The following is a 26,858-nucleotide window of genomic DNA, read 5'->3' as shown; positions in this document are numbered from 1 at the left end:
CATCATGGCATACAACTTTCAGTTTTCAGGCCTGTTGCCCTACCTGCAAAATCTGGTGGACGGGCTTGTTACCACCGTTGTGATTACCCTGATAACTACCGTTCTGGGGTGCCTTTTAGGCACCCTGTGTGCGGCAGCTCGGGCAGGGCAATCCTCTTTTAAATCCAAAGTCGTTGGCGTTTATGTCGAGCTTATCCGCAACACGCCTTTTATCGTTCAGCTGTTTTTTATCTTCTTCGGGCTACCGGCACTAGGACTGAGATTGTCGGCCTGGGAGGCTGGTACACTGGCTATGGTGATCAATCTGGGCGCTTACAGTACAGAAATCATCCGGGCGGGCATTGAGGCAACGCCAAAAGGACAGATTGAAGCGGCAAAAGTGCTTGGTCTAACCCGTTTTCAGACCTTTGTTCGCGTTGTACTGCCGCCTGCTATTCAGAAAATTTATCCCGCTCTGACAAGCCAGTGCATCATCGTTATGTTGGGTTCTGCCGTGCTGTCGCAGATTTCGGTTCAGGAACTCACCTTTGCCGCGAACTTTATCCAATCCCGAAACTTCCTGAGCTTTGAAGTCTATTTTGTGGTGGCCGGTGTTTATCTTCTGCTCTCTATCGGAATGCGCCAGCTCTTTAACGGGATTCACTATCTTGTCTTCCCTAATCTGAGGGCACAACGATGAATGAATTTACCAACTGGGATATCTTTCAGGCCCTGATTCTTGCCGCACGCTGGACAGTTGTTTTATCCCTGATCGCCTTTTTAGGCGGAGCCAGTGTCGGTTTGCTGCTTACGTTTCTGCAGATCAGCAGCCGAACGGCATTAGTCAGAATCGCCCGCTTTTATGTCGAGTTGTTTCAGGGTACACCCTTGCTGATGCAGCTGTTTCTGGTCTTTTTTGGTTTGTCGCTTCTGGGCATTGATGTATCTCCCTGGACGGCAGCCGCTCTGGCATTAACTCTGTTCAGCAGTGCCTTTCTGTCTGAGATATGGCGGGGCTGTATTGAATCACTCCCCAAAGGCCAATGGGAGGCTTCACGCTGCCTCGGCCTCAGCTACTTCGAAATCATGCGCCACATTATTTTGCCTCAGGCGCTGAAGGTGGCCGTAGCCCCTACCGTCGGATTCTCGGTACAGATCGTTAAGGGCACCGCTCTGGCCTCAATCATTGGCTTTGTCGAATTAACTAAAGCCGGAACTATGCTCAACAACGCAACTTTCGAACCATTCAAAGTATTTGGCATGGTCGCTCTTATCTATTTCCTGCTGTGCTACCCATTATCTGTAGCCAGCCGTCATCTGGAGAGAAAACTCAATGTCACTGGTTAATATCGATAACGTGCATAAGTATTACGGCGACAACCACGTGCTCAAAGGTGTCGATCTGAAAATTAAAGCCGGTGAGGTTATCTCTATTATTGGCCGCAGCGGTTCAGGGAAAAGCACTCTTCTTCGTTGCATCAATGGCCTGGAGAGCTATGACAAAGGCGGCATCACTGTCGATCAGATGGAAGTCACCAGCGACGAAGAGCAGATCAGAAAACTGAGCAAAAGCGTGGGTATGGTTTTTCAGAGTTTCAATCTGTTTCCACACCTGACTGTCAGCCAGAACATTACCCTGGCCCCTAAACTGGTTCGCAAAGTCTCTGCTGAAGAAGCTGATACCTTAGCGCTTCAGGTACTTGAAAAAGTAGGGCTTAAAGATAAAGCCTCCAGCTATCCACAGGAGCTATCAGGCGGGCAGCAGCAGAGGGTTGCCATTGCTCGATCTCTGGCAATGCAACCTAAGGTGCTGCTGTGCGATGAAATTACCTCAGCCCTTGATCCGGAACTGGTAGGTGATGTTCTGAATGTTCTGGAAGAGCTGGCGGCGGAAGGCATGACATTGGTGCTCGTAACCCATGAGATGAATTTCGCAAGAGATGTTGGTGATCGTGTGATCTTTATGCATCAGGGAAAGATATGGGAATCCGGTGATGCCAAGGAAGTATTTGCTGCTCCCAAAACGCCTGAACTGCAGAAATTTATTGATGCCGTTCTCTAGGTTTTAGCCTGCAACAACCTATCTCAAGTTGGTCGGGAAATTGCATCAATAGATTACAGAAAAAGAAAAGCCGTGCGTCATGGTTAATAAAAATACAATAAAAACATAAGGTTACAGTTATAAAAAACGCACCAAAAAATTTTCACTCAACAAATAAGCACCAAAACAGTGCAACTGTAAAGCGGACGACCTATGAATCAGGCAGTGATCACAATACAGAAACAGGCTTCCCATTGGGAGGCCCGACTGGCACTCAAGCTGGCCCGTACTCTGCGCGGATCAGTATTAAAAGGTTGTGAGCATAAAGGTCCGCTTTATGTACAGAAGCCCTTTTACCCGGAGGGGCCGGATCTGGCGCACCTTTATCTGCTGCATCCACCGGGCGGGATGGTTTCGGGCGATACCCTGACCATCTCTGCTGATGTGGATGAACAAGCTTCTGCCCTGATTACCACACCGGGAGCGGGGCGGGTCTATAAAGCCCGCGCGGATAAAAGCTTGCAGCATCAGAGAATACGTTTCGATCTGGCAGATGATGCCTCCCTTGAATGGCTGCCTTTGGAAGGCATTATCTACCCCGGTGCCATGACCCAGCTGGATACTCAGGTTCACCTGACCGGAAACGCCCGCTATATCGGCTGGGAGATCACCAGTCTCGGCCTGCCCGCCTGCCAGCACCCCTTCTCCCCCGGCAGTCTGATGAAACAAAGCCTGCAGATTTTTCGCGATGGCAAACTTTGCCTGCGTGAACGGTTAGTCGTCGATGGTGATCAGCAGGAAAACGGCATGCTGCAGAGTTTGGCGGGGCTGAGAGGTTATCCGATTACCGCCATGATGGTGGCCGGGCCGTTCGATACGCCCTCTTTTAACGCCCCAATAAACGATGATGAAACCGCACTGGAAAACCTGATCCGCAGGTTGCGGGATTGCTGCGAGCAGTACAAATCCCTTGATGGGAATTTTCTCGCGGGCGTCACTCTGAATCACGGCTTTCTGATAGTGCGCTATCTGGGCCACTGCTCGGAAAAAGCCCGCAAACTCTTTATCGAATGCTGGAAACAGCTGCGCCCTGAACTGCTTAACCGCGATGCCTGTGAGCCGCGTATCTGGGCCACTTGAATAGCCAATACCTAAATAAAGCGCACCTGAATTCAAAAAGACTGAATCACCGAATAAAAAAATGACCTGCCCGTCAGGATCAAATTGCAAGAGGTCACTATGGAACTACTGCCAAGAGAGAAAGATAAGCTGCTGATCTTTACCGCAGCCCTGCTGGCGGAACGACGCCTGAACCGTGGACTGAAATTGAATTACCCTGAGGCGGTTGCCTTTATCACCATGGAAATCATGGAAGGTGCCCGCGACGGTAAAACCGTTGCTGAGCTGATGAGTTACGGCAAAACCCTGTTAAGCGCGGATCAGGTAATGGAAGGCATCCCGGAACTGATTCACGAGGTTCAGGTAGAAGCCACCTTCCCCGATGGCACCAAGCTTGTCACCGTTCACCAGCCTATCTGCTAAGGAGTCATCATTATGACCGATCAGGAAAGCTTCTTTATCCCCGGTGAAGTAAAAGCCGCAGCAGGACAGATTACGCTTAACGAAGGCCGCAAGGTGATCACCCTTCGTGTCGAAAACACCGGCGACCGCCCGATTCAGGTAGGCTCCCATTATCATTTTGCCGAAACCAATCCTGCACTGAGTTTTGACCGAGAAGCCGCCAAAGGCTTCCACCTCAATATCGCCTCCGGCACTGCGGTTCGTTTCGAGCCCGGTCAGGGTCGTGAAGTTCAGCTGGTGGAGTTTGCCGGTAGCAAAACCATTTATGGTTTCCGCGCTGAAGTGATGGGGCCGCTTGAAGACGCAGGCAGCTCAGATGCCAACGCTGAGACCTCATCAGTGACGATGGACCGCACTGCTTATGCTCAGATGTTCGGCCCAACGGTAGGTGACAAAGTCCGACTCGGTGATACCGATCTCTGGATTCAGGTCGAGAAAGATTTCACCGTTTATGGCGATGAAGTGAAGTTCGGTGGCGGTAAGGTGATCCGTGATGGTATGGGCCAGAGCCAGCAGGTAAATGAACCCACCGATGGCAGCGAAGGCGCTATGGATCTGGTGATCACCAACGCAGTGATTCTGGACCATTGGGGCATCGTCAAAGGAGATGTGGGTATTAAAGCCGGTCGCATTGTCCGAATCGGTAAAGCGGGTAACCCAGATGTTCAGGCCAATGTGGATATCATCGTCGGGCCAGGTACTGAAGTGATCGCTGGGGAAGGCTCGATTCTGACCGCTGGCGGCATTGATGCCCATATTCACTTTATCTGCCCGCAGCAGATCGAAGAAGCCCTGATGAGTGGTGTCACCACCATGATAGGTGGCGGTACAGGACCTGCCACCGGTACCAATGCGACTACCTGTACACCGGGCCCCTGGTATATCGGCAAGATGATGCAAAGTACCGATGATATGCCGATGAATCTGGGTTTTCTGGGTAAAGGTAATGCATCTCAGCCAGAAGCGCTGGAAGAACAACTGGAAGCCGGTGTCTGTGGTCTGAAGCTGCATGAAGACTGGGGTACAACACCGGCATCTATCGACTGCTGCCTGACGGTGGCGGAAAAGTATGATGTTCAGGTGGCGATTCATACGGACACCCTGAACGAATCCGGTTTTGTCGATGACACGATTGGCGCGTTCAAAGGCCGGGTTATCCACACCTACCACACCGAAGGGGCTGGTGGCGGTCACGCGCCGGATATTATCCGCGCCTGTGCTTACCCCAATGTACTGCCCTCTTCCACCAACCCGACCCGCCCTTATACGGTCAATACGGTGGATGAACACCTTGATATGCTGATGGTCTGCCACCACCTCGACAGCTCGATTCCGGAAGACGTGGCCTTTGCCGACTCTCGTATCCGCAAGGAAACCATCGCTGCAGAGGATATTTTCCATGATCGCGGCGCCTTCTCCATGATCTCCTCCGATTCCCAGGCGATGGGCCGTGTCGGTGAAGTGGTCACCCGCACCTGGCAGACCGCCCACAAGATGAAAACTCAGTTTGGCCTCCTGCCGGAAGATCAGGCCGTCGGCTGTGATAACTTCCGCGCCCGTCGCTATGTGGCCAAGTACACCATCAACCCGGCGATTACCCACGGTGTCTCTCACGAAGTTGGTTCAATTGAACCGGGAAAACTGGCGGATCTGGTGCTGTGGAAGCCGGCGTTTTTCGCCACCAAGCCTTCGATGATTATCAAGGGAGGTATGATCGCCGCAGCCCCGATGGGCGACCCGAATGCTTCCATACCGACGCCACAACCGGTGCACTACCGTCCTATGTTCGGTGCTCATGGCAAAGCCGCCAGTCAAACCTCAGTCACGTTTGTTTCCAAAGCGGCTCTGGATAACGGCATCCGGGAAAAACTGGGCCTTAACCGTGAACTGGTGGCCTGCGGTAATACCCGCAACATCAGCAAAAACGATATGGTGCTGAACAACTGGCAGCCTGATATCACCGTTGACCCGCAAACCTATGAGGTACGCGCTGACGGTGAACTGCTGACCTGTGAGCCTGCGACTGAACTGCCGCTGGCACAACGTTTTAATCTGTTCTGATGGCGGGTTTTAAATACTCTATTACAGCAGATAAGCCAGCTATTAAGGACAGTGAATAGGAAAACCAAGATGCTTGAAATTTACGAACGCCTGGGCACCGAAAAAAAAGGCCCTATTTACGCCACAGTGACTTTGAACCATGAGCAGAGGGATCGCGGTCGCCTCCGCCTGACCAGCACCGATGGTGAAGAAGTCCGGGTGTTTCTGGAACGGGGCACCGCCCTTCAGGTGGGCGAATATCTGAAATCTCACTGCGGCAAGATTGTGAAAGTAGAAGGTGCAGTAGAGCCGGTAACCGAAGCCCGTTGCGATGACTGGCACACCTTTGCCCGCGCCTGTTACCACCTGGGCAACCGGCATGTGAAGCTGCAGGTCGGTGAACGCTGGCTGCGCATCACACCGGATCATGTGCTGGAGGAGATGCTGGAGCTGTTGGAGCTGACTGTCGTGCATACCGACGCCGTGTTCGTGCCAGAAAACGGCGCTTACTTTAAAGGCCTCGGCGGTCACTCTCTCGGTCATGATCATGGACATTCCCACGGCCACTCCCACAACCATGATCATGATCATGATCATGAGCACAATCATAACCACGAACATGCTCATTCCCATGCTAAATCTCATGGTAATAGACACGGACATCACCATGAACACTGAGCTGGATAACACCTCTGGATCTGCAGGATCTGCAGCGCCAGCGATGACCGATCTGAGCCTAGTGCGCCTGATGCATCTGGCCTCGGTCAGTCTTCCTGTGGGGGGTTACGCTTTCTCCCACGGCATGGAGTACGCCATAGACGCAGGCTGGATTCGTAAAGCGGATCAGGTGGAGCACTGGGTACGGGAACAGCTGTATCTGGGCCTTGCAGGTACGGATATTCCTCTGCTCAGGCTGTCGATGGAGGCCTGCGTTCAGGAAGACTGGCACGAGCTTAAACGCATCAACGAGCTGACACTGGCCTGTCGGGAAACCCATGAGCTGACCCTGACGGATACTGCCATGGGCGAAGCTCTGATACGACTGATGAACAGCCTGCAGATGACCCAGCCCTTCATCAAAAGTGAACCTGTGAGCTTTGTCTGCCTGTTCGCTTTGGCCGCGTCACTCTGGCAGATCCCCTATCGGGCGGCAGCCAACGGCTTTCTCTGGTCCTGGCTGGAAAACCAGATCGCGGCTGCCACCAAGCTGGTGCCACTGGGGCAGACACAGGCACAACAGCTACTGGTCGCTCTGCAACCGGAGCTGGCCGCTGTCATCGAACAAGCTGAAAAGATTTCTGAAGAGGAGATTGGCGCAGGCTTGCCTGCTTTAGCCATCGCCAGCTCTCAACATGAACATATGTATTCCCGACTCTTTCGTTCCTGATCCTTGCTATAGAACTCTGTGGGATAACCACAGATAAAGCAGCCGGTAGCTACAGCCGGGAGGCATCAGAACGACACAGAGTCAGATAAAAAATTAAAACGAGGAGATCTTATGACCAAACCAAAACAAACATTACGCGTCGGTGTGGGTGGCCCGGTGGGTTCAGGTAAAACGGCACTGCTGCGTTCACTGTGCGCCGCGTTGCGTGATCACTACGATATTGCCGTAGTCACCAACGATATCTACACCAAGGAAGATGCAAAATTCCTCACTGAACACAAAGCCCTGAGTGCTGATCGTATTATCGGTGTTGAAACCGGGGGTTGTCCTCATACCGCCATCCGGGAAGATGCTTCCATGAATCTGGCGGCTATTGATCAGCTGGTTGACCGCCATGGCGCATTAGATGTCGTGTTTGTAGAAAGCGGCGGCGATAACCTGAGCGCGACATTCAGCCCTGAGCTGTCTGATCTGACAATTTATGTGATTGATGTCTCGGCAGGTGATAAAATCCCCCGCAAAGGAGGACCTGGTATTACCCGTTCAGACCTCCTGATTATTAATAAAACGGATCTGGCTCCTATTGTGGGAGCTTCTCTTGACGTCATGGACAGAGACGCGGGCAAGATGCGTGGTTCAAGGCCATATATCTTCTCAAACCTGAAAGAAGCCAAAGGGCTGGACGATATTATTCAGTTTATCGTCACGGAAGGTATGTTAGAGGCCAGAGAGTTACCACCAGCACAGGCTGTCGTCTGATTACGGTATTAACGGTCTTTTGCAGGATTAGCGTGATCAGAGAACAGTACTGAGCTGCGCAACCCGGAATATATTGCTACCGGGAAATAATCGCACTGCCGCAGGATGATTAGCGGATGAATATCATCAATCCTTGTTTCAGGAAAATTTATTATGACAACGTTTCATGGTGTTACACGTACAATGAAAAGCACAGGATCTAAACTGGCAGTGGCAGCAGCAATGCTGATGCCTGCTACAGCAATGGCCCACAGTGGTCACGAAGTATCTGGTTTTATGGCAGGGCTAAGCCATCCGGTGGGCGGTCTCGATCATCTGCTGGCGATGGTCGCCGTTGGTCTTTGGGCTGCACGTATGGGCGGTAAAGCGCAGTGGGCGGTACCAGCAGCGTTTGTTGTGACTATGCTGCTGGGCGGCGTACTGGCAGTATCCGGTGTAGCAGTACCTTTCGTTGAAGGCGGTATCATGCTGTCTGTGATCGCTATGGGTATTCTGCTGGCTTTCGCCGTTAAATTCAGCCCGGCTGTTTGTGCCGCTCTGGTTGCCGGTTTTGCTCTGTTCCACGGTGCAGCACACGGTACAGAAATGCCTCTGGAAGCCAGTGGTCTGGCTTACGGTGCTGGTTTTGCTCTGGCGACAGCAGCACTGCATGGCGCGGGTATTGTTCTGGCAAAAGCCAGTGTGAAGATTAAAGCAGAAATGGCAACTCGTATCGCAGGTGGTGCAATTGCCGCCGCAGGCCTGATCATGGTTGCGGCATAATCATCTGCTGATATGATAAAGCCCCCGGATGGTTATGTCATCAGGGGGCTTTTTATTTGCCGAAGTCATTATAGCCAACTGGAAAAGACCTTTCTTCCGTCAGAGCGCTTACTGCATCTGTAATCAGGTAAATGAACGGTGAACTTAAGCGTCAGACTTCGCTTACTGATTTTTTTCTGCCAATCCGAATTCCCCCCTTAACGTTAAGACACAGCCTGATAACATTTTTCTTCTGGCTGATTGCAGGCTTTTCCAGCCAATGCCATGAGATAACCGAAATAGCCAGAGTAATAAAAGTAGTGCTAATAATCATTTCTATAACAGACAGCGTAGTGTAATGAGCCAGTAACTGTTGAACCGGAAAAGCGTAGATATAGAGTCCGTAGGAATAATCGCCAAGATAATTAAAGCGACGAATAGCTCCGGATGGGATATAGGCCAGCCAGAAAACACTGTAAGCCAGTAGTAAGGTGATATAAAGCTCCATCAGATTTAAACTCCCGGCAACAGGATAAAACAATGCTAATACCAGCAATATGCCGGCTTTCAGAGGTATATATTCCCGAAGTACATACAATGACGAACCAATACCAAAGGTGGCGGCCAGCTTAAGTGTATCAGGTAGCACAGGAGCTACTGATATCATCCATTCCCGGGGAACCTGATAACAGATCATAATCAGAACAGCAGTCAGAAATGGCACGACTATTTTATAAATTAACAGGTAGTTTTTTCTGAACAGCACTCTGATACTGAATATCCCCACTGCAGTTGCGATATACATCTGAATTTCAATTGGTAAAGTCCAGAGCGAACCATTCACGACATTCGGATAGGGGTTTTCATTAAATACACCAGGCAGCTGGTACTGAACCATACCATCAAACAGCCATATATTATTAGCCAGATAGGCTAATGTATGCCGATGGGAAAAATATTCTTCAAGGGATAACGATGTCACGGCAGGTCCCAGCACAGCCACCGATAGCAGTATCGCTACGATCAATGCCGGAAAAATCCTGATAGCCCTTGAGATTGCATAAGACAGGAAACCGGACCCCGTTATTGCGCTTCTAACAATCAGGAAGCCACTGATTATAAAGAAGATACTCACCCCAAGATGACTCAGGGGTAAGCCAGTTAAACGAGCCAGCAAATCACCAGTATCATTCTCTGCTCCGAGAGCCAGAGGGTATGAATGGGATACAATTACAAACCAGGCACAGATCAGCCTGATCAGGTTAAAGTTATTATCTGTAGCATCTGCAAAATCAGATATCTTCAATGTACAATTCCCCGAAGATGTGCAAAGTTTTATGAAATTCTATCGATAGTACTGCTGAGCCTATAATTAATATTTAGTCGCAGGATTAATACATGCAGTATTCAATTAATAAATAGATCCAATCCTGTTTGCGTAACAAATAAAAATCTTGCATTTGAAAATAAGCTCCGCTATAACGTGTAAAAGCCTCCTGATGTCATAGACAGACGGGGGCTTTTTTTCGGTCTGAATAAAGGCAAATGCAATGAGTTATACATGGTTTGATCTGGTAGGGAACCTTGGGGTGTTTCTGGTTGTGCTGGCGTTTTATCTATTACAGACAGAGCGTTTGAACAGTCATGATATTCGTTATTCACTGCTTAACCTGACCGGCGCTATTCTGTTGCTGATCTCGCTGATGGTGAGCTGGAATCTGTCTTCTGTAATTATTGAGTTGTTCTGGATAGCAATCAGCCTGATTGGTATTGTGCGCCATTTTTCCAGAAAAAGAGATAACTCTCCCGCTACCGGACAAACCGGCTGAGCCCTGACCTGAACATTATCTGAGAAGTCGCTCATATCGCGAAACAGGCCTCTGCTCCGGGCAGATGCCTGTTGAATAAGGCATAGCAGGAAAGCCAGATAAAAACGTATCAGTGTTGAGGAAGTGCTTTAAAACCACTGAATGCCAGGCACAGTTGATTGAGCAGAAACCAGGTATTACCCTGTTCCAGGCCTTTAATACAGCGATCTGCCTGCTCAGCCTGCATCAGCAGAGTATGCAATTTTTTAGCCGAGTGAGTATTCAGTGCTTTCTGATACAGGGGTTTACGTTTATCCCAGATGCGAAGCTCTCGACAGATACGATCAAACGATTGCCCCTGATCCGTCCGATGTTTCAGAGTAATCAGCTGTCGAAGTTCTCGGGTAATCCCCCAGAGCAGAATCGGAGGTTCAACGCCTTCCCCCTGAAGTCCAGCCAGAATACGGCTGGTGCGCACCGGATTAGCCTGCAACAGAGCATCAGTCAGGGTAAAGACATCAAAACGGGAGCTGTCATGCACCGCATTCAGAATAGCCTGATCATCCAGATGATTCTGATTAGGGTACAGCAGACGCAGTTTTTCAATATCCTGATCACAGGCCAGCAGATTACCTTCCACTCGCTGGGCCAGCAGAGAAACTGCTTCTGGCGTTGACTGAAAACCGGCTTTTCTCAGGCGATGGGTGATCCAGCCTGGTAAGCGCTGAGCATCCACAGGCCAGACCGGAACATATACACCAACAGCATCCAGCGCTTTAAACCATTTGCTGTTAGTCGCAGAGCCTTCCAGCTTACCTGAAATAATCAGCAGAGTATTATCACTCCGGCCTTTATTATCAGAGATAGTTTTCGCGTAAGCCTGCAAGGCCTGACTACCTTCCTGTCCCGGTTTGCCAGAAGGCAGATGAAGCTCTATCAGCTTATGGCTGGAAAACAGACTCATGCTGGCACTGGCATCATGCAAAGTGGACCATCTGAAGCTGCTATCAACATGATGTACTTCACGCTCTTCAGCACCAATAGCCCGTGTAGCAGCACGTACTGCATCGCAGGCTTCCCGCATTTGCAAGGGTTCATCACCTGCGACAAAGTAAATCGCTTTCATACCAGACTGCAATTGTTCAGGCAGTTTATCTGCAAAAACCTTCATGGTTCCCGAGCCGGGTTATCATCTTTTGTCGGCAACTTCACTTTACTCAGCTGCTGGCTGATCCGACGCGCCAGGTCCCGTTCAATCTCATAACGAAGTGCAGCGATATCGCTGGCTTCACTGTAAAGACTTTCGTTACTGGTGTAAGTACGTTCACTGCGCAAAGTGCGTGGAGGAATCACGGCCTTACCTGCAGCATCCATGAGCTGATAATCGACTTCTCCCTGCAGATCATAACTGCTGGCACCCGAAGTATAAGTCACCTGACGCTTGCTATGACGAACACCGGACAGCCATAAGCGCCATTTTGCGGCTTTTTGCTGATCTGTTAATTCAACACCACCTTGCTGCAGGCGGGTTAACAGAGAAGTGTATACGGTATCTTGTTGCTGCGAGAGGTAGAGCGGCGAGAGTTCAGCCGGAAAACCGGCTGACTCTCGTAGCTGAAAGCCGCAGCCACTGACGGTTAAAGCCAGTAAAACTGCTGCTATCCCCTTAGTTATAGTCCTAAGCATCACAGAATGCAAATCCTTATTTTACTAAGGGTTTATTTAGTTAGCCACGATGTTAACCAGTTTTCCTGGTACAACAATGACTTTACGAATGGTGACACCTTCCAGGAATTTAGCCACTTTTTCGTCGGCTATGGCAACTTCCTCAACAGCATCTTTTGGTGCATCGGCAGCCACTTCGATCTTGCTACGCACTTTACCGTTCACCTGAACCACCATCTGAATAGAGTCACGAGCCAGTGCGTCTGCATCCACAACAGGCCATACCGCATCAATAACGGCATCTTCATGACCCAGTATCTGCCACAGAGTATGTGCCAGGTGTGGAACCATAGGTGACAGCATCACGACACAAGCTTCTATCGCTTCATGCTGGACAGCACGCATCTCATCGCTGGAGTCATTGACTTTAGAGATGGCATTACTCAGCTCCATCACTGCAGCAATCGCAGTATTGAAGGTCAGACGACGCTCCATATCATCGCTGATCTTAGCGATAGTTTCATGGGTTTTACGACGCAGTTCTTTCTGCTTATCGTTCAGAGCAGCAGGATTCAGTGCCGGTACAGGACCTGCGTCTACGTGAGACTGAACCATTTTCCACAAACGTTTCAGGAAGCGGTTTGCACCTTCTACACCGGAGTCTGACCATTCCAGAGACTGCTCCGGAGGTGCCGCAAACATGATAAACAGGCGCACGGTATCAGCACCATACTTCTCAATCAGTTCCTGCGGGTCAACGGTATTGCCCTTGGACTTGGACATCTTGCTGCCATCTTTCAGCACCATACCCTGAGTCAGCAGACGCTGGAATGGCTCATCAGAATTCACAAGGCCTTCATCGCGCAGCAGCTTGTGGTAGAAACGGCTGTACAGCAGGTGCAGAATCGCGTGTTCAATACCACCGATATAGTGGTTTACCGGGGTCCAGTAATCCGCTTCGGAATCCAGCATCGCTTCGTTCTGGTTACGACAAGCGTAACGGGCGTAGTACCAGGACGACTCCATAAAGGTGTCGAAGGTATCGGTTTCACGGGTTGCTGCGCCACCACACTTAGGACAGGTAGTTTCGTAGAACTCAGGCATCTTCTTAATCGGAGAGCCTACGCCGTCGAAATCAACGTCTTCTGGCAGTACCACTGGCAGTTGATCTTCTGGTACCGGTACATCGCCACAGCTGCCGCAGCTGATCATAGGGATTGGCGCGCCCCAGTAACGCTGACGGGATACACCCCAGTCACGCAGGCGGTAGTTGATGGTGATCTTACCTTTGCCTTCACTTTCCAGCTTAGCCGCAATCGCATCAAACGCTGCTTCAAATTCCAGACCGCTAAACTCACCAGAGTTAACCAAAATGCCATCTTTTTCCAAGTATGGACAGTTTCTGATTTGTTTTAACGCTTCGTTAAAAAATGCAATATCTTCAGGAGAAGATGGTTCTTTATTAAATGGATCATGAATTCTGCCTGTCCCATCTTTTATTGCATTTTCAAATGCTGCTTCATCTGGTGATTTAATAACTCGCTTAACAGTCAGACCGTATTTAGTCGCAAATTCCCAGTCACGCTGATCGTGACCTGGAACCGCCATAACAGCACCTGAGCCGTAATCCATCAGTACAAAGTTAGCCACCATCACAGGCACTTCACAGCCGGTCAGCGGATGGATCGCGGTAAAGCCCGTAGGCATACCTTTTTTCTCCATCGTCGCCATATCGGCTTCAGCTACCTTCGTGTGCTTGCACTCTTCAACAAACGCTGCCAGTTCAGCATTGTTCTCAGCCGCTTCCAGAGACAGAGGATGCTGAGCGGCTACCGCCACATAAGTGACCCCCATCAGAGTGTCTGGGCGAGTGGTAAAGACTTCCAGCTCTTCTGCGCGGTCTTTCAGGCCGAAACGCAGTTCAACACCACGGGATTTACCAATCCAGTTGCGCTGCATGGTTTTAACCTGCTCAGGCCAGTCAACCTTATCCAGGTCGTCCAGCAGCTGGTCAGCGTAATCGGTAATTTTCAGGAACCACTGAGGGATCTCACGACGCTCAACCTCAGTATCACAACGCCAGCAGCAGCCATCGATTACCTGCTCGTTGGCCAGTACGGTCATATCGTGCGGACACCAGTTCACCGCTGAGGTCTTCTTATAGACCAGACCTTTTTCGAACAGACGAGTGAAGAACCACTGCTCCCAGCGGTAGTATTCCGGGTGGCAAGTCGCTACTTCACGATCCCAGTCGTAAGCAAAGCCCAGTTGCTTCAGCTGGTCACGCATGTAATCGATATTTTCGTAGGTCCATTTAGCAGGCGCTACGTTGTTCTTGATTGCTGCATTTTCTGCAGGCAGACCAAAAGCATCCCAGCCCATAGGCTGTAGCACGTTTTTACCACGTAGTCGCTGATAGCGGGACAGTACATCACCAATGGTGTAGTTACGCACGTGACCCATGTGCAGCTTGCCACTTGGGTACGGGAACATAGACAGGCAGTAGAATTTTTCGCGGTTCGCATCTTCTACCGCTTTGAAACACTGATTCTTTTCCCAGAAAGCCTGAGCTTCCTGTTCGATTTTATGCGGAGTGTACTGTTCGTCCATCGCTATCAGGTTACCTTGCAATTCTGACCGGACCGGTCAGAAGGGTTAACAAATTGGCGGGTGATATTGCATCTGCACAGATCAGTATAAAGCCCTTATTTAACAGGACGATGAAACCTGCTCTGATCGCATTGCCAGCCCGGAGTATTATCTGGTATTAAAACAGACTAGTTTACCTCAGACAGATGACAACAGGTAGTGCTTAAGCGGTTATCCATCTCTGTCTGACTCAGGTATTCCTGATTGCAAAGCGTCACAGGCAACAACCCTGATTACAGTTCTTATTCAATGTGGTTTTCTGCCACATGTGGCGCTTTGCCCCATGTGACAATCTGGCAGATTTTCCTGCTATTTTTTGCTGCTAACATCCTCACTTAGTCCTTCATTAAGCGCTGGAACGTCAGGAGATGCAGGTAAAACATTGGTGCTCCTGAATGACTACTGCGGACATTCATTTACCCCTGTCTGGCTTCGGGCGGATTAATCGGGCAATAGTGATCGGGTTCAGGTTCTGAGAGCTGTCATCCCACAAAGGTTTGCCCGAAGCCTTTTTCTTTCTTACTCAATCGATTTCAATTGACTGCGCCTGAGCTTTTCACCGGGCCCACGGCGCAGATTTTTCCCATCTGCCCGATCACTGAAATGGCCAGAAAAAAGCCTGCTTTATGTACTCTGCAGCGATCTGAGTTCAAATCACTCTGACTACCGGCGAAAAAAAACCCTGATAGTAATATCAGGGTTTTTTGAATCTGAAAGATTCAGAACATCTACGGAGAACGCTTACTCAGCATCACCTTCGTGAGCATTCAGTGTACCCAGAATAAAACCATTGACTTCTGAGATACGACCACGCCACCACATGCCACGGTTGTTAGGGATAGGTGCACCGGCTGTATTAAAGAAACGAGCATCCTGCAAGTGGATATAGTTAGCCGTATCATTAGCGGCTTCTTCACCCTGTTTCGGCGCATACATACCGGCATACTTCTGGAACGCCTGCTTGATACTTTCCAGCGCTTCGCCTTCACCAAAGTGGGCAGCTGTTTCACCTACAAATTCTTCAGAGAAACCGTCGAAGTATTTGCCACCATTAACCAGATAGCCGGATACCAGAAAACCGTCCATCTGCAGGGTAATGCCAATTTCCATACCACTGTTATTTACCGTGGTGACCAGGTTTTCCAGAAACCAGTCTTTATCTTTTGAGATCATTTTGTCCATTGCTTCGCTCATCAGAATTCTCCTGAATCAACCCTGCGCTGTAGTAGAGTAATAAGTCGTTCTGATCCTAACACAGCTTTATCAGAAATAAATATCTGAATTATAGGGTTATTACCTGAATTTATCAGATTTGTGTGCCCGTTCTCTTTTCCCTGTGAGTCAGCTGCTGAATACTGTGTCTCATAGCCGGATCAAACAGAGGACGACACGCCTGCGATAAATCTATAAGGGTTTGATTAAAGGTTAGTTTATTGTCAGATGCACACTGAATATATCCCAGATTCAATAACACTTCTGTTAATTGCTGAAACAGGGGAGAATGGAAATATTCAGGGGCATTAAGACCGTGCAGAATAGACAAACGCTGCGCCAGTGTCTGACTCTCCTGTTCCAGCTCCTGAATCGTAAAATGATGACTGCCATGATGCAGTAACAAGGCAATCATCAGATAGCCTCGCTCCAGTGTTGGCTGAATAGGACGTGCCAGCATTTTCAGCAGAGTGATTTTCTCCTGCTGAGCAGGATTCTGGCTCAGCATCCCCTCCTGACGAACCAACAGTGTCTGTTGTACCATCCAATCCAGAATGCGTCTGACTTCTGAATCCAGTTCATCCTCTTGCCAGGGCAGGAACAGTTCTTTACGTATCATAGGATAAAACTGAGCAATACGACTGAGCAGCTCTTTTTCTGAGCATTGCTGCTGATGACTGAAGCAGAAAGCAATGAGTGAAGGCAAAGCATACAAATGCAGAATATTATTACGATACCAGGTCATCAACAGAGCTTGCTGGTCACTCAGCTGCAGCATATCACCGTAACTGTGCTCCAGCCTCTGAATCAGCTCCAGCTTTTCAGCTTCGGCAACCAGATCGTCTGGTGATACATGGCATGCCGGACTATGGCCGGAGTAACCCAGTTCATTGTGTAACTTCAGACAAAGGGCAATAAATCCTTTCAGAGTACTCTCTTCCAGCGTGTGACGCCCGGAAGCCAGCAAACCCAGTGCACACAAGTTGGCCCCATTCAGCGTTGCTGCATCGTTAATACCTGTCGCAACCTGTTCAGACAGATCCGTAACAGCCTGAGTCAGCCAGTCTGGACGATCCTCCGGCAACAAGCGAGGATGCTTGTCGATAAAAGGCTGCAGCATCTGATTCACTTCCAGAGGCTTACCAAAAGACAGGCTGACTTTGCCAAAATGCTGCTTCAGGGTTTTCAGTGAATACACCAGATCCATCAGCGATTCACTTTTTTTAGCTTTACCCTGTAACTCCCCCAGATAAGTGCCTGCCTCTACGACCTTTTCATAACCGATATAAACTGGCACCAGCTGAATTTTTCTGTGGGGATTACGCAGACAGCCTCTGATTGTCATGGATAACATCCCCGGCTTAGGTACCAGAGTACGGCCGGTACGACTGCGCCCGCCTTCCACAAAATACTCTGTTGCATAGCCTTTATTCAGCAACAAAAACAGATACTCTGCAAAAACAGTAGCGTACAGAGGATTATCCCGGAAGCTTCGGCGAATAAAGAAGGCACCACCACGACGCAAAAGAGAGCCGACTACAGGCATGTTCAGATTAATCCCTGCAGCAACATGGGGAGGCGTCAGACCATTATTAAACAACGCATAAGAAAGTAACAGATAATCCATATGACTACGGTGACAGGGAACATACACAATAGTACTGTGCCTGGCTGCATCCTGTACTGCCTCAATATTATGTAAAGTGACGCCATCATACAGACGATTCCATAACCAGCTGAGCAAACGATCAAAAAATTTCTGCGCATTAAACGAGACATTAGCCACGATTTCATCCGCATAACGAACGGCCTTAGCCTGAGCTTTTTCAGTGCTGATATTCTGCTCAGACATCGCCTGTTTGATCGCAGCCTGTACACTGGCAGTCTGTACCAACTGTCGAATGACCAGTTTACGATCCTGTAGTTCAGGCCCCAGGACCCCTAAGCGGGTCTGGCGAAAGTGCACCCGTAGTAAACGGGCTGTTTTACGAACATGCAGATTAAGCAATGCATTTTCCGGACTGCTGGCAATCATCTCCCGTAACGACAAGGATTCTGAAAAATGCACCAGAGTATGACGGCCATGAAATACAATATCCCGAACCCGGCATATTGCCTGATGCAGCCAGCCCCGTTGGTCTGAAAACAGACGCCGGTTACCGGATTGCTCATGTCCGGGGGAACGCCCCCAGAATACCGTTACAGGCACCAGTTCAACCTCCTGCTCAGGATATTCCAGCAGATGTGCCATAATTCGGATAAGGCGAGGTGAAACAGTGTGTCGCGGTAAGCCTCCTAGTCCATAGTGAGTACGATGCAGGGCAATAAAACTGCCACTCTCTTTCAGGGTGGTAATGTCCGGCCCAACGATTAAAGGCTGCTCTGAACGGGAAAGCTTATAACGACGGGTAATGCAGTTCAGCAATAAGCGCTCTGACAGACTTTTTCCCGATAGAACATAACAGCGCTTAGCCTTTGTTTCACCCTGTTTGGGCAGATCCTGTGGGGGGATGCCGTGAAAGTCCGGCCTGACCAGCAACATGATCAGCCTTTCCAGTATATGGAAGACAAAAAGCCGGAGTTTCTGGCTGAAGGAATTACGGGTCTGAACAGAACTGGCGGGACGCATCATCTCGTATAGTTTCCGAAGGCTTGCAAAAGTATTCAGGCCCATAAACGGGCGTATCCCGTCACAGGGCTGTCAGTGGCTTTACAGTATGAACAGGCATTGTAGTCATGCCTTTGTCATAGTGTAAGACAGCACACTAAAAAATAATGTCAGATGACGACATCCGAAAAGCAGATGCATTATCTACAGACGGCAACCGGTCTTTCAGATTACCGGCAAATCGATTCAGGCTATCAACCACCGATTCAGACTATTAATGTTATTAACTGCCTGTGCAGACTATTAATTACCTATGCAGACTATGCAGAATCGGTTATCAGGATGGTCTGTCAGACATCAGTACAGGAGTACTTCTTTGAAATATCAGGCTATACCCGGCAAGCAATCAGGGCAGGAGTGTGCATTGTCTTCGTCTGCCCGAGCAGACTCAGCAGAAGAACTCAGTATCACGGATACGATTACACCTGCCGGTTTATGGCAGGTGATACGCGGCTATAAGAAAGAACTGATACTGGCTAATGTTGTGGCCATTATAGCCACCCTGGTCAGTGTACCTCTGCCTCTGCTGATTCCGTTACTGGTAGATGAAGTTCTGCTGAATCAGCCTGGTGCCATCACTCGCTGGATTGGCAGCTTGACGCCAGAACACTGGCACGGCCCTGTGCTCTATATTCTGGTTGTACTGATAGCCACCGTCATCATGCGCCTGACCGCACTGGTACTGAATGTCTGGCAGACCCGGCAATTCACTCTGATCTCTAAAGATATCGTTTTTATGCTGCGACAGCGTTTGCTACGTCACCTGCAGCGTATCTCTATGGCTGAGTATGAAACGCTGGGCAGTGGTGCCGTCGCTTCCTATCTGGTGACAGACGTTGACACTATTGACCGCTTTATCAGCAGCTCTGTCAGCCGCTTTATTGTTGCCACTCTGTCGCTGATCGGCGCTGCGGTTGTTCTGTTATGGATGCACTGGCAGATGGCGCTGTTTATCCTGCTGCTGAACCCGGTGGTTGTCTGGATTACCATGCGTCTGGGTAAACATGTTAAACAACTGAAAAAGACTCAGAACTCGGCCTTTGAAGCGTTTCAGCTGGCACTGAGCGAAACGCTGGATGTCATCCAGCAGCTCAGAACCAGCAACCGGGAAGACCACTATATTCAGCGCCTGATCAATAAGGCTGATGCGGTAAAAAGCCATTCAGCCAGCTTTGAGTGGAAAAGTGATGCCACCAGCCGGTTAAGCTTTATGGTTTTCCTGTTTGGTTTTGACCTGTTCCGCGCTCTGGCCATGCTGATGGTCCTGTTTTCTGACCTGAGTGTCGGAGAGATGCTGGCGGTGTTTGGCTATCTGTGGTTTATGATGGGCCCGGTGCAGGAGGTGCTGGGTATTCAATATGCCTGGTTTGGTGCTAAAGCAGCCATATCCCGACTGAATCAGCTGGTACAGCTGGAACAGGAAGTGGTTTATCCCTGTCAGAAAAATCCCTTTAAAGATCAGACCACTACCAGTATCGACATTCATGATCTGCATCTGAGTTATGGTCATAATGAACCGGTACTTAAAGGCGTCAGCCTGAATATTCAACCGGGTGAAAAAGTTGCTCTGGTAGGTGCCAGCGGCGGCGGCAAGTCTACTATGGTTCAGGCCATTCTGGGCCTTTATCCGGCCAGTCAGGGACAGATCAGTTTTAACGGTGTCCCGATTGAAGAAATAGGTTTACAGCAGGTACGAGAATCCGTCGCCACTGTACTGCAGCACCCGGCCCTGTTTAATGGCACCATCCGGGATAATCTGACCCTGGGACTGAAGTTTGATGATCAGGCGCTCTGGCAGGCACTGGAGATTGCCCAACTGAAAGAGTTTGTGCAGGAACTGGACGAACAACTGGAAACCCTGGTCGGCCAGAAAGGGTTAAGACTATCCGGCGGACAGAGACAGCGACTGGCTATCGCCCGTATGGTTCTCAGTGATCCGCAAGTGGTGATTCTGGACGAAGCAACCTCAGCACTGGATACCGAAACAGAGGCCCGTTTACACACTGCTCTGGAAACGTTCCTGAATGGACGTACCACACTGATCATCGCACACAGACTCAGTGCCGTAAAACAGGCTGACAGAGTTTACGTGTTTGACGATGGACATATTATGGAACAGGGCAGCCATAACGAGCTGCTGGAACAGAAAGGGCTGTACCATAAACTCTATGGCGATCACCAGACCCATTAAAGCCAGATATTCCACCAGCAACAAGAGCAAAAAGCTAACGCAAATCCTGTGTTCCGCCGCGTGCTTTCCGCGGCGGGATCAGCAAACCGACAATAAAAAATCCAAAGATCAGTCAACTCGCTGAATCAGCGACGACGTTGTCCACCCCGGCGATTATTGCCCTTTTTATTACTACTTTTATTATTGCCTTTGCCCGGATGTCCACCTGTTTTTTTAAAAGGAGACGGCTTTTCCACCGGAGCATGGAACAGCAGATACAGATCGACCAGTAGTTCTGGCAGCTGACTGATCAGGCGATTAGTTGTTTCCAGATCAGAAACCATATCATCCAGGTCTTCATCCGGGAACAGGCAGGAAATGGCCATGAAGGGTAACAACAGTTCGGCAACTTCCTGCTCATTCTGCGCAAACCAGGCTTCCTCGCGCAGCATCATCGCTTCAGTAAAACCGGCACTCCAGGCACTGATTTCACTGTCATCCAAAGCCTCATCCAGTTCCAGCTCTGCTTCAAAAGGTAACTCAATAGTCTGCCCGCGATACAGTACCGTTCTGGCATTATCCTGCAGGGTTTCCAGCCAGCCAATCACCTTCTGCTCGGAGTATTCATCGTTGAATTCCGGCATACCATTGAAGACAACAGGCAACCACTCACCCACAGGCACCGGCTCAGGACTCACTGCCAGAGCGACCATAAATCCGTGCAGGCCGATAACATCCAGAGCCTCTGGATCTGTCTGCTCTGATTCCAGAAAATCATACAGTTCATCAAGGGTTTCATCGGAAATGACGGAAACCGGAATAGACTCTTCTTTCATTAATGACCTCATTCATACCCTGAAACAGAAATAGCTCAGGTAAAACGGATAAAGACCTTCAGCACTCAGGCTCAGTTCAGATTGTTTATTGTACCTGACCCGATCCGGGAACAGCAGCCTTTTACACTATTGCGTAGCAGAACGGACAGACTCCGGCTTTTACCTGTTACGCGCTTTACCGGCTACAAGTTACACCTGTCATCAATAGTATCTGTGACGATTTAAGCCTGCCACAGATGGAGAGATACTGTTAGCCAGCACAGGTTGTCAGACAATATTGTGTACAATAGACAAGACTGATGTACCCGCCCTGGTTTTAGGGGCATCTTCTCCGGAGTCTGCTATTGAACGCTAATCTGAATCTGTTTTCTCTTCAGGATGCCCTGAGTGATTATGACGACAACTCGCCACTATCGCTGGCACAGGCAGATTACCTGCTGAAACAGGCCACCCTGTTCTGGCTGGCTAAAGCCGGGCAACATATGCAGAAAAGCTATCCGATCCCTGAACTGGATTTATCACTAAAAGGACGCTGTGCCGGGCAGGCATGGCTGGAAAAATGGAAGATGCGCTTTAATCTGCAGTTGTTCCAGGATAATCGTCAGGCCTTTTTGCAGGAGGTCGTTCCCCACGAACTGGCTCATCTGATTGCTTACCGGGAGTTTGGCCGACGGATAAAGCCTCATGGCAAAGAGTGGCGCTGGCTAATGGAAACGGTGCTTGAGGTTCCGGCCCGGACCACTCATCGTTTTGATGTATCGTCCAGCGCACGCCAGAACTATCTGTATCGCTGCGGTTGTCCTGAGCGAATTCATCCGCTCACCATCAGACGCCATAACCGGATTATCAAAGGAACAGACTACATATGCCGGGACTGTCGCCAGATACTGTCGTTTTATGCCTACAGAGAGCCAGAAACAGTCAAAAAGTGATGCCAGACAACGCTTAATGACGCTTTTTTTGAGCAAGGTCATAATATGACCCAAAGGTCGTATTTTACTTTTTTTGCACTGGCGAAAGATGAAAACAAAAAATGTCCGAATGGTCACATTATTGCAATGCATTTGTAAGCTATTGATTATAAAGAATAATTTACTGCTACCAAGGTCTAATGTTTTCCCTGCCTTTCGACCAGTATAACTTTGTGCACAAATTATGTTTTCCGGGTGGGGTTATTTTTAAACAACTCCGCATCATAAAAATAAAACGCCCGGAGTTAATTCCTCCAAGGCACAGAGGCAAGATATCAATGAGCGAACAACAAGTGTATCCGGTTCCTGCAGCATTCGCTGAACATGCGCTGATCAATAAAGATAAATATCAGGCCATGTACGAGCAATCTGTGAAAGACCCTGACGGTTTCTGGGGTGAGCATGCCCAGCGTATCGACTGGATTAAGCCGTTCAGCACAGTAAAGAATGTCAGCTTTGATACGCATAATGTTGACATCAAATGGTTCGAAGATGGCACCCTGAACGCCAGTGCCAACTGTCTGGATCGTCACCTGGAAACCCGTGGTGATCAGGTTGCTATCATCTGGGAGGGTGACAATCCTGAACAGGATGAGAAAATCACCTACCGTGATCTGTATACCCGTGTTTGTAAATTCGCTAACGCACTGAAAGGTCAGGGTGTACGTAAAGGTGATGTAGTCACCATCTACATGCCAATGATTCCTGAAGCGGCTGTTGCTATGCTGGCCTGTGCCCGTATTGGTGCGGTTCACTCCGTAGTATTCGGTGGTTTCTCTCCTGATGCGATCGCAGGTCGTATCGTGAACTCTGACTCCCGCATCGTAATTACATCAGATCAGGGCCGTCGCGGGGGTAAAGCAGTGCCTCTGAAAGAAAATGTTGATGAAGCACTGACCAACCCTGATGTTAAGACAGTAGAAAAAGTAGTTGTTGTACAGTGCACTGGCGGCGATATCGCCTGGCACGAACACCGTGATGTGTGGTACCACGACATTTATGAGGCAGCGGCAGAAGAGTGCCCGCCAGAGCCAATGAGCGCAGAAGATCCTCTGTTCATTCTGTACACTTCAGGTTCGACTGGTGCTCCAAAAGGTCTGAAGCACACTACTGGTGGTTATATGGTTTACGCATCCATGACGCACCAGTACGTTTTCGACTACCAGGAAGGTGACGTTTACTGGTGTACTGCTGACGTAGGCTGGATTACCGGTCACAGTTACATCGTTTACGGTCCACTGGCAAACGGTGCAACGACTCTGATGTTTGAAGGTGTACCTTCTTACCCATCTCACAGCCGTTTCGGTGATGTGGTTGATAAGCACAACGTAAACATCCTGTACACCGCACCGACGGCAGTACGTGCCCTGATGGCCCAGGGTGACGATGTTATGGGTGATACCAAACGTACCAGCCTGCGTCTGCTGGGTTCTGTAGGTGAGCCAATCAACCCTGAAGCCTGGACCTGGTATCACGAAAAGATTGGTAACGGTGAGTGTCCGATTGTTGATACCTGGTGGCAAACTGAAACTGGCGGCATTCTGATTACGCCTCTGCCAGGTGCAACAGATCTGAAACCAGGTTCTGCCACTTTGCCATTTTTTGGTGTACAGCCAGCGCTGGTTGATGCTCAGGGTGTTGAGCTGGAAGGCGCAGTAGAAGGTGGTCTGGTACTGCTGGACAGCTGGCCTGGTCAGGCCCGTTCAATCTGGGGTGACCATGAGCGCTTTATCCAGACTTATTTCAGCACTTATCCTGGCACATACTTCACAGGTGATGGTGCCCGCCGTGACGAAGACGGTTACTACTGGATTACCGGTCGTGTTGATGACGTGATCAATGTATCCGGTCACCGTATGGGTACAGCAGAAATCGAAAGCGCTATGGTCGCTCATAAGGACGTTGCTGAAGCCGCTGTAGTAGGCTACCCACATGATATTAAAGGTCAGGGTATCTACATCTACATCACTTTGAATGATGGCATTGAGGCTGACGATGATCTGCGTAAAGATCTGGTTAAGTGGGTTCGTAAAGAGATCGGTCCGATTGCAACACCTGATCTGATTCAGTTTGCGCCAGGCCTGCCGAAGACCCGTTCTGGTAAGATCATGCGTCGTATTCTGCGTAAGATTGCAGCTAACGAATGTGATGGTTTGGGTGATACATCTACTCTGGCAGATCCGGGTGTAGTGGATAACCTGATTGATGATCGTCTGAATCGTTAATACAAGCTTTACCCCTTAAAAACTCCTGCAGCCCCACAGGCTGCAGGAGTTTTTTTTTGCAGGCAAAGATGTCTGCAATAGGGTATGATTCATGTCAGAGCAAATAAAATTATAATACTGGCAGGGAGTTGGAGGAGATTAATGGCACTAGCCCAGAAGATCATCATTGCAGACGATCATCCGTTGTTCCGCGCAGCTTTACAGCAGGCAGTAAAACTGGCTGTCCCTGAAGCTGAAATTGTTGAAGCCGACTCTATGGAGGGAGTGCAGACGGCGTCCAGTGATCACCCTGACGCTGACCTGATCCTGCTGGATCTGCACATGCCCGGCGCTCATGGTTTTTCAGGTCTGGTATTTTTACGGGGTCAATGCCCGGCCATTCCTGTCATTGTTGTATCTGGCACCGAAGAGCCTCTGGTTATTCAACGTGCAATTGACTTTGGTTCTTCCGGCTTTATTCCTAAATCATCATCGCAGGAAACCATTGCCTCAGCCATTGAAGAAGTACTGAATGGCGAAGTCTGGCTGCCACCTGAAATTTCAGATACCCTGAGTGAAATCAGTGAGGAACAGGCTCGCTTTGCGGAAGCATTGTCAACACTGACACCTCAGCAGTTCCGGGTGCTGAATATGCTGACAGAAGGCCTGCTCAATAAACAGATCGCTTATGAGCTGAATGTTTCCGAAGCCACCATTAAAGCCCATGTGACCGCTATTCTACGTAAACTGGGTGTGCATAGTCGTACTCAGGCAGTGATTGCAGCCAAACAGCTGGAAATCGATGCACCTAAATTAGCAGAATAATGACGCGTTTCTTTTGACGGGCTGCATCACCATAAAAAAACGCCAGCACACTGCCGGCGTTTTTTATTCATATTCCTGAGAAGCATCGATTTATCCGGGTTCGTTGCATAACCCGGTTCCTTGTGAACTCAGTCACCAGATCATCCTTTCAAGACCGCCCTTTTGTCGGTATTGCCCCTCAACAAACCTGGCAAAAGCGATTTGTTATCATCCATCTGTTCGACTTCGTGAATAGTGCAAACCAGGGAGAATTGCAGTATAAGATTGATACATCAGCCCCGCGCGCAGAAAGTCTGGTTCTACTTAAGGTAAGACGATGATGCTTAATATGAGTTTTTCAGAACGCCTGGTAATCAATACCGGACAACAGGAATGGCTGAGCAGCCCAGCTCTGGGAGTCTGGCGCAAACCACTGGAACGAGAAGCGAAAGAATCCGGACACACCACCAGTATTGTAAAATATGAGCCAGGTTCCCGATTTCAATCTCATCCTCACCCGGCAGGCGAAGAAATCCTGGTACTGGAAGGTGTTTTTTCAGATGAAACCGGTGATTTCCCGGCGGGTAGCTACATCAGGAATCCTCCGGGAAGCCAGCATGCTCCTTTTAGTAAAGAAGGCTGCACTATTCTGGTTAAGCTGAATCAGTTCAGTCCGAATGATCTGAAACCAGTACGGATCAATACCCGGAATACCGACTGGTTACCGGGCATTGGCGGTCTGCAAGTGATGCCCCTGCATGAATTTGAGCATGAGCATGTTGCTCTGGTGAAATGGCCAGCCGGAGAGATATTCCAGCCACATCGTCACTTTGGCGGAGAAGAGATACTGGTACTATCCGGTACTTTTCAGGATGAACACGGCACATATCCAGCAGGTTGCTGGCTGCGCAGTCCTCATATGAGCCAGCACTCCCCCAGGACTGAAGAAGAGACAATTATCTGGGTAAAAACCGGACATCTGCCAGTGGAATAACCAGGTTTTCGCCCGATTAATACACATCTGATTGTACTTCTGGCTTCACATTATGGACATATACAAGAGCAGAAACTGGGCGTAGTCTTGCTGAAACGTACCACCCACCGTCAGTATCTGACAGAGCCGGAACAGGCATTCTGCCTGACTTTATTTTCCGACAGAGTCAGCAACAAGGACTACTGACAGACGTATTACCCGGTTATCAATTACCCGAAGTGCCTGTCTATACGACCCACTCTTTTCAGGGCAAAGCCCCGAAAGTGGTTGAGCTGTTGAGTGAACAAATCGGGCAACTGCTACAACAGTGACGTTATCCCCATAGATACTTCAGAAGATACCGTCTGAT

23 protein-coding genes are annotated in these 26,858 nt (G+C 49.4%); 16 read left to right on the top strand and 7 right to left on the bottom strand.

The features are described 5' to 3' along the window. The first annotated feature begins 4 nt into the window (after positions 1–4). The 10 genes from H4O21_RS17025 (at position 5) to H4O21_RS16980 (ending at position 8,549) form a co-directional block, all read left to right on the top strand. Positions 5–679 carry an amino acid ABC transporter permease gene (locus H4O21_RS17025; RefSeq protein ID WP_182810077.1) on the top strand — a complete coding sequence of 225 codons (675 nt, stop codon included), beginning with the start codon at positions 5–7 and terminating at the stop codon, positions 677–679. Continuing rightward, positions 676–1,326, top strand: a complete 651-nt coding sequence (locus tag H4O21_RS17020; RefSeq protein WP_182810076.1) for an amino acid ABC transporter permease — start codon at positions 676–678, stop codon at positions 1,324–1,326. The genes H4O21_RS17025 and H4O21_RS17020 overlap by 4 nt, the downstream gene beginning before the upstream one ends. Beyond that, positions 1,313–2,041, top strand: coding sequence for an amino acid ABC transporter ATP-binding protein (locus H4O21_RS17015; RefSeq protein WP_182810075.1), 729 nt, complete (start codon positions 1,313–1,315; stop codon positions 2,039–2,041). The genes H4O21_RS17020 and H4O21_RS17015 overlap by 14 nt, the downstream gene beginning before the upstream one ends. 192 nt (positions 2,042–2,233) lie before the next feature. Next, positions 2,234–3,160, top strand: a complete 927-nt coding sequence (locus tag H4O21_RS17010; RefSeq protein WP_182810074.1) for an urease accessory protein UreD — start codon at positions 2,234–2,236, stop codon at positions 3,158–3,160. A 99-nt stretch (positions 3,161–3,259) separates the two neighbouring features. Further along, the gene (locus tag H4O21_RS17005; protein ID WP_182810073.1) at positions 3,260–3,562 is read left to right on the top strand and encodes an urease subunit gamma; all 303 of its coding nucleotides are present in this window, start codon (positions 3,260–3,262) and stop codon (positions 3,560–3,562) included. Between the two features lie 12 nt (positions 3,563–3,574). After that, positions 3,575–5,662, top strand: a complete 2,088-nt coding sequence (gene ureC, locus H4O21_RS17000; protein WP_182810072.1) for an urease subunit alpha — start codon at positions 3,575–3,577, stop codon at positions 5,660–5,662. 69 nt (positions 5,663–5,731) lie between these two features. After that, positions 5,732–6,319, top strand: a complete 588-nt coding sequence (locus tag H4O21_RS16995; protein WP_182810071.1) for an urease accessory protein UreE — start codon at positions 5,732–5,734, stop codon at positions 6,317–6,319. Next, positions 6,309–7,028: an urease accessory protein UreF gene (locus H4O21_RS16990; RefSeq protein ID WP_255487349.1), complete on the top strand. Its 720-nt coding sequence runs from the start codon at positions 6,309–6,311 to the stop codon at positions 7,026–7,028. Before H4O21_RS16995 ends, H4O21_RS16990 begins: the two co-directional genes overlap by 11 nt. A gap of 111 nt (positions 7,029–7,139) precedes the next feature. Continuing rightward, entirely contained in the window at positions 7,140–7,787 is a 648-nt protein-coding gene (gene ureG / locus H4O21_RS16985; RefSeq protein ID WP_182810070.1) for an urease accessory protein UreG, read from the top strand. A gap of 153 nt (positions 7,788–7,940) precedes the next feature. Beyond that, entirely contained in the window at positions 7,941–8,549 is a 609-nt protein-coding gene (locus tag H4O21_RS16980; RefSeq protein WP_255487348.1) for a HupE/UreJ family protein, read from the top strand. A 151-nt stretch (positions 8,550–8,700) separates the two neighbouring features. Here H4O21_RS16980 and H4O21_RS16975 read toward each other — a convergent pair whose 3' ends face one another. After that, the gene (locus H4O21_RS16975) at positions 8,701–9,834 is read right to left on the bottom strand and encodes an acyltransferase family protein (RefSeq protein ID WP_182810069.1); all 1,134 of its coding nucleotides are present in this window, start codon (positions 9,832–9,834) and stop codon (positions 8,701–8,703) included. Positions 9,835–10,078: 244 nt separating this feature from the next. Here H4O21_RS16975 and H4O21_RS16970 point away from each other — a divergent pair, with 244 nt between their 5' ends. Continuing rightward, the gene (locus H4O21_RS16970; protein WP_182810068.1) at positions 10,079–10,357 is read left to right on the top strand and encodes a CBU_0592 family membrane protein; all 279 of its coding nucleotides are present in this window, start codon (positions 10,079–10,081) and stop codon (positions 10,355–10,357) included. A 109-nt stretch (positions 10,358–10,466) separates the two neighbouring features. Here the strand turns inward: H4O21_RS16970 and holA are convergent, their stop codons facing one another. The 5 genes from holA to plsB all read right to left on the bottom strand — a co-directional run bounded on the left by holA (position 10,467) and on the right by plsB (position 18,536). After that, on the bottom strand, positions 10,467–11,507 hold the full coding sequence (gene holA, locus H4O21_RS16965; RefSeq protein WP_182810067.1) for a DNA polymerase III subunit delta: 1,041 nt from the start codon (positions 11,505–11,507) through the stop codon (positions 10,467–10,469). Then, on the bottom strand, positions 11,504–12,022 hold the full coding sequence (locus H4O21_RS16960) for an LPS-assembly lipoprotein LptE (RefSeq protein WP_182810066.1): 519 nt from the start codon (positions 12,020–12,022) through the stop codon (positions 11,504–11,506). The genes holA and H4O21_RS16960 overlap by 4 nt, the downstream gene beginning before the upstream one ends. 36 nt (positions 12,023–12,058) lie before the next feature. Next, positions 12,059–14,611, bottom strand: coding sequence for a leucine--tRNA ligase (leuS, locus tag H4O21_RS16955; RefSeq protein WP_182810065.1), 2,553 nt, complete (start codon positions 14,609–14,611; stop codon positions 12,059–12,061). Positions 14,612–15,391: 780 nt separating this feature from the next. Then, positions 15,392–15,844 (bottom strand): gas vesicle accessory protein GvpU, encoded by a 453-nt coding sequence (gene gvpU / locus H4O21_RS16950; RefSeq protein WP_182810064.1) that lies wholly within the window; start codon positions 15,842–15,844, stop codon positions 15,392–15,394. Positions 15,845–15,956: 112 nt separating this feature from the next. Further along, positions 15,957–18,536, bottom strand: a complete 2,580-nt coding sequence (gene plsB, locus H4O21_RS16945; RefSeq protein ID WP_182810063.1) for a glycerol-3-phosphate 1-O-acyltransferase PlsB — start codon at positions 18,534–18,536, stop codon at positions 15,957–15,959. Positions 18,537–18,846: 310 nt separating this feature from the next. Between plsB and H4O21_RS16940 the strand changes: the two genes are divergently transcribed. Then, entirely contained in the window at positions 18,847–20,721 is a 1,875-nt protein-coding gene (locus H4O21_RS16940) for an ABC transporter ATP-binding protein (protein WP_255487347.1), read from the top strand. 125 nt (positions 20,722–20,846) lie between these two features. On the opposite strand, the gene H4O21_RS16935 is transcribed toward H4O21_RS16940, so the two are convergent. Continuing rightward, the gene (locus H4O21_RS16935) at positions 20,847–21,548 is read right to left on the bottom strand and encodes a YecA/YgfB family protein (protein WP_182810062.1); all 702 of its coding nucleotides are present in this window, start codon (positions 21,546–21,548) and stop codon (positions 20,847–20,849) included. 332 nt (positions 21,549–21,880) lie between these two features. Between H4O21_RS16935 and H4O21_RS16930 the strand changes: the two genes are divergently transcribed. The 4 genes from H4O21_RS16930 to H4O21_RS16915 all read left to right on the top strand — a co-directional run bounded on the left by H4O21_RS16930 (position 21,881) and on the right by H4O21_RS16915 (position 26,509). Further along, the gene (locus H4O21_RS16930; protein ID WP_220495706.1) at positions 21,881–22,468 is read left to right on the top strand and encodes a SprT family zinc-dependent metalloprotease; all 588 of its coding nucleotides are present in this window, start codon (positions 21,881–21,883) and stop codon (positions 22,466–22,468) included. A gap of 317 nt (positions 22,469–22,785) precedes the next feature. Then, positions 22,786–24,732 (top strand): acetate--CoA ligase, encoded by a 1,947-nt coding sequence (acs, locus tag H4O21_RS16925; protein WP_182810061.1) that lies wholly within the window; start codon positions 22,786–22,788, stop codon positions 24,730–24,732. Positions 24,733–24,873: 141 nt separating this feature from the next. After that, positions 24,874–25,536, top strand: a complete 663-nt coding sequence (locus H4O21_RS16920; RefSeq protein ID WP_182810060.1) for a LuxR C-terminal-related transcriptional regulator — start codon at positions 24,874–24,876, stop codon at positions 25,534–25,536. Positions 25,537–25,852: 316 nt separating this feature from the next. Beyond that, entirely contained in the window at positions 25,853–26,509 is a 657-nt protein-coding gene (locus tag H4O21_RS16915) for a cupin domain-containing protein (protein WP_368737563.1), read from the top strand. The last annotated feature ends 349 nt before the right edge of the window (positions 26,510–26,858 follow it).

Origin of the sequence: Oceanospirillum sediminis (assembly GCF_014164585.1) — a bacterium.
Lineage (GTDB): Bacteria > Pseudomonadota > Gammaproteobacteria > Pseudomonadales > Halomonadaceae > Oceanospirillum > Oceanospirillum sediminis.
The sequence above is the reverse complement of the archived record's forward strand: the minus strand, read 5'-3'. Positions and strand labels throughout refer to the sequence as shown.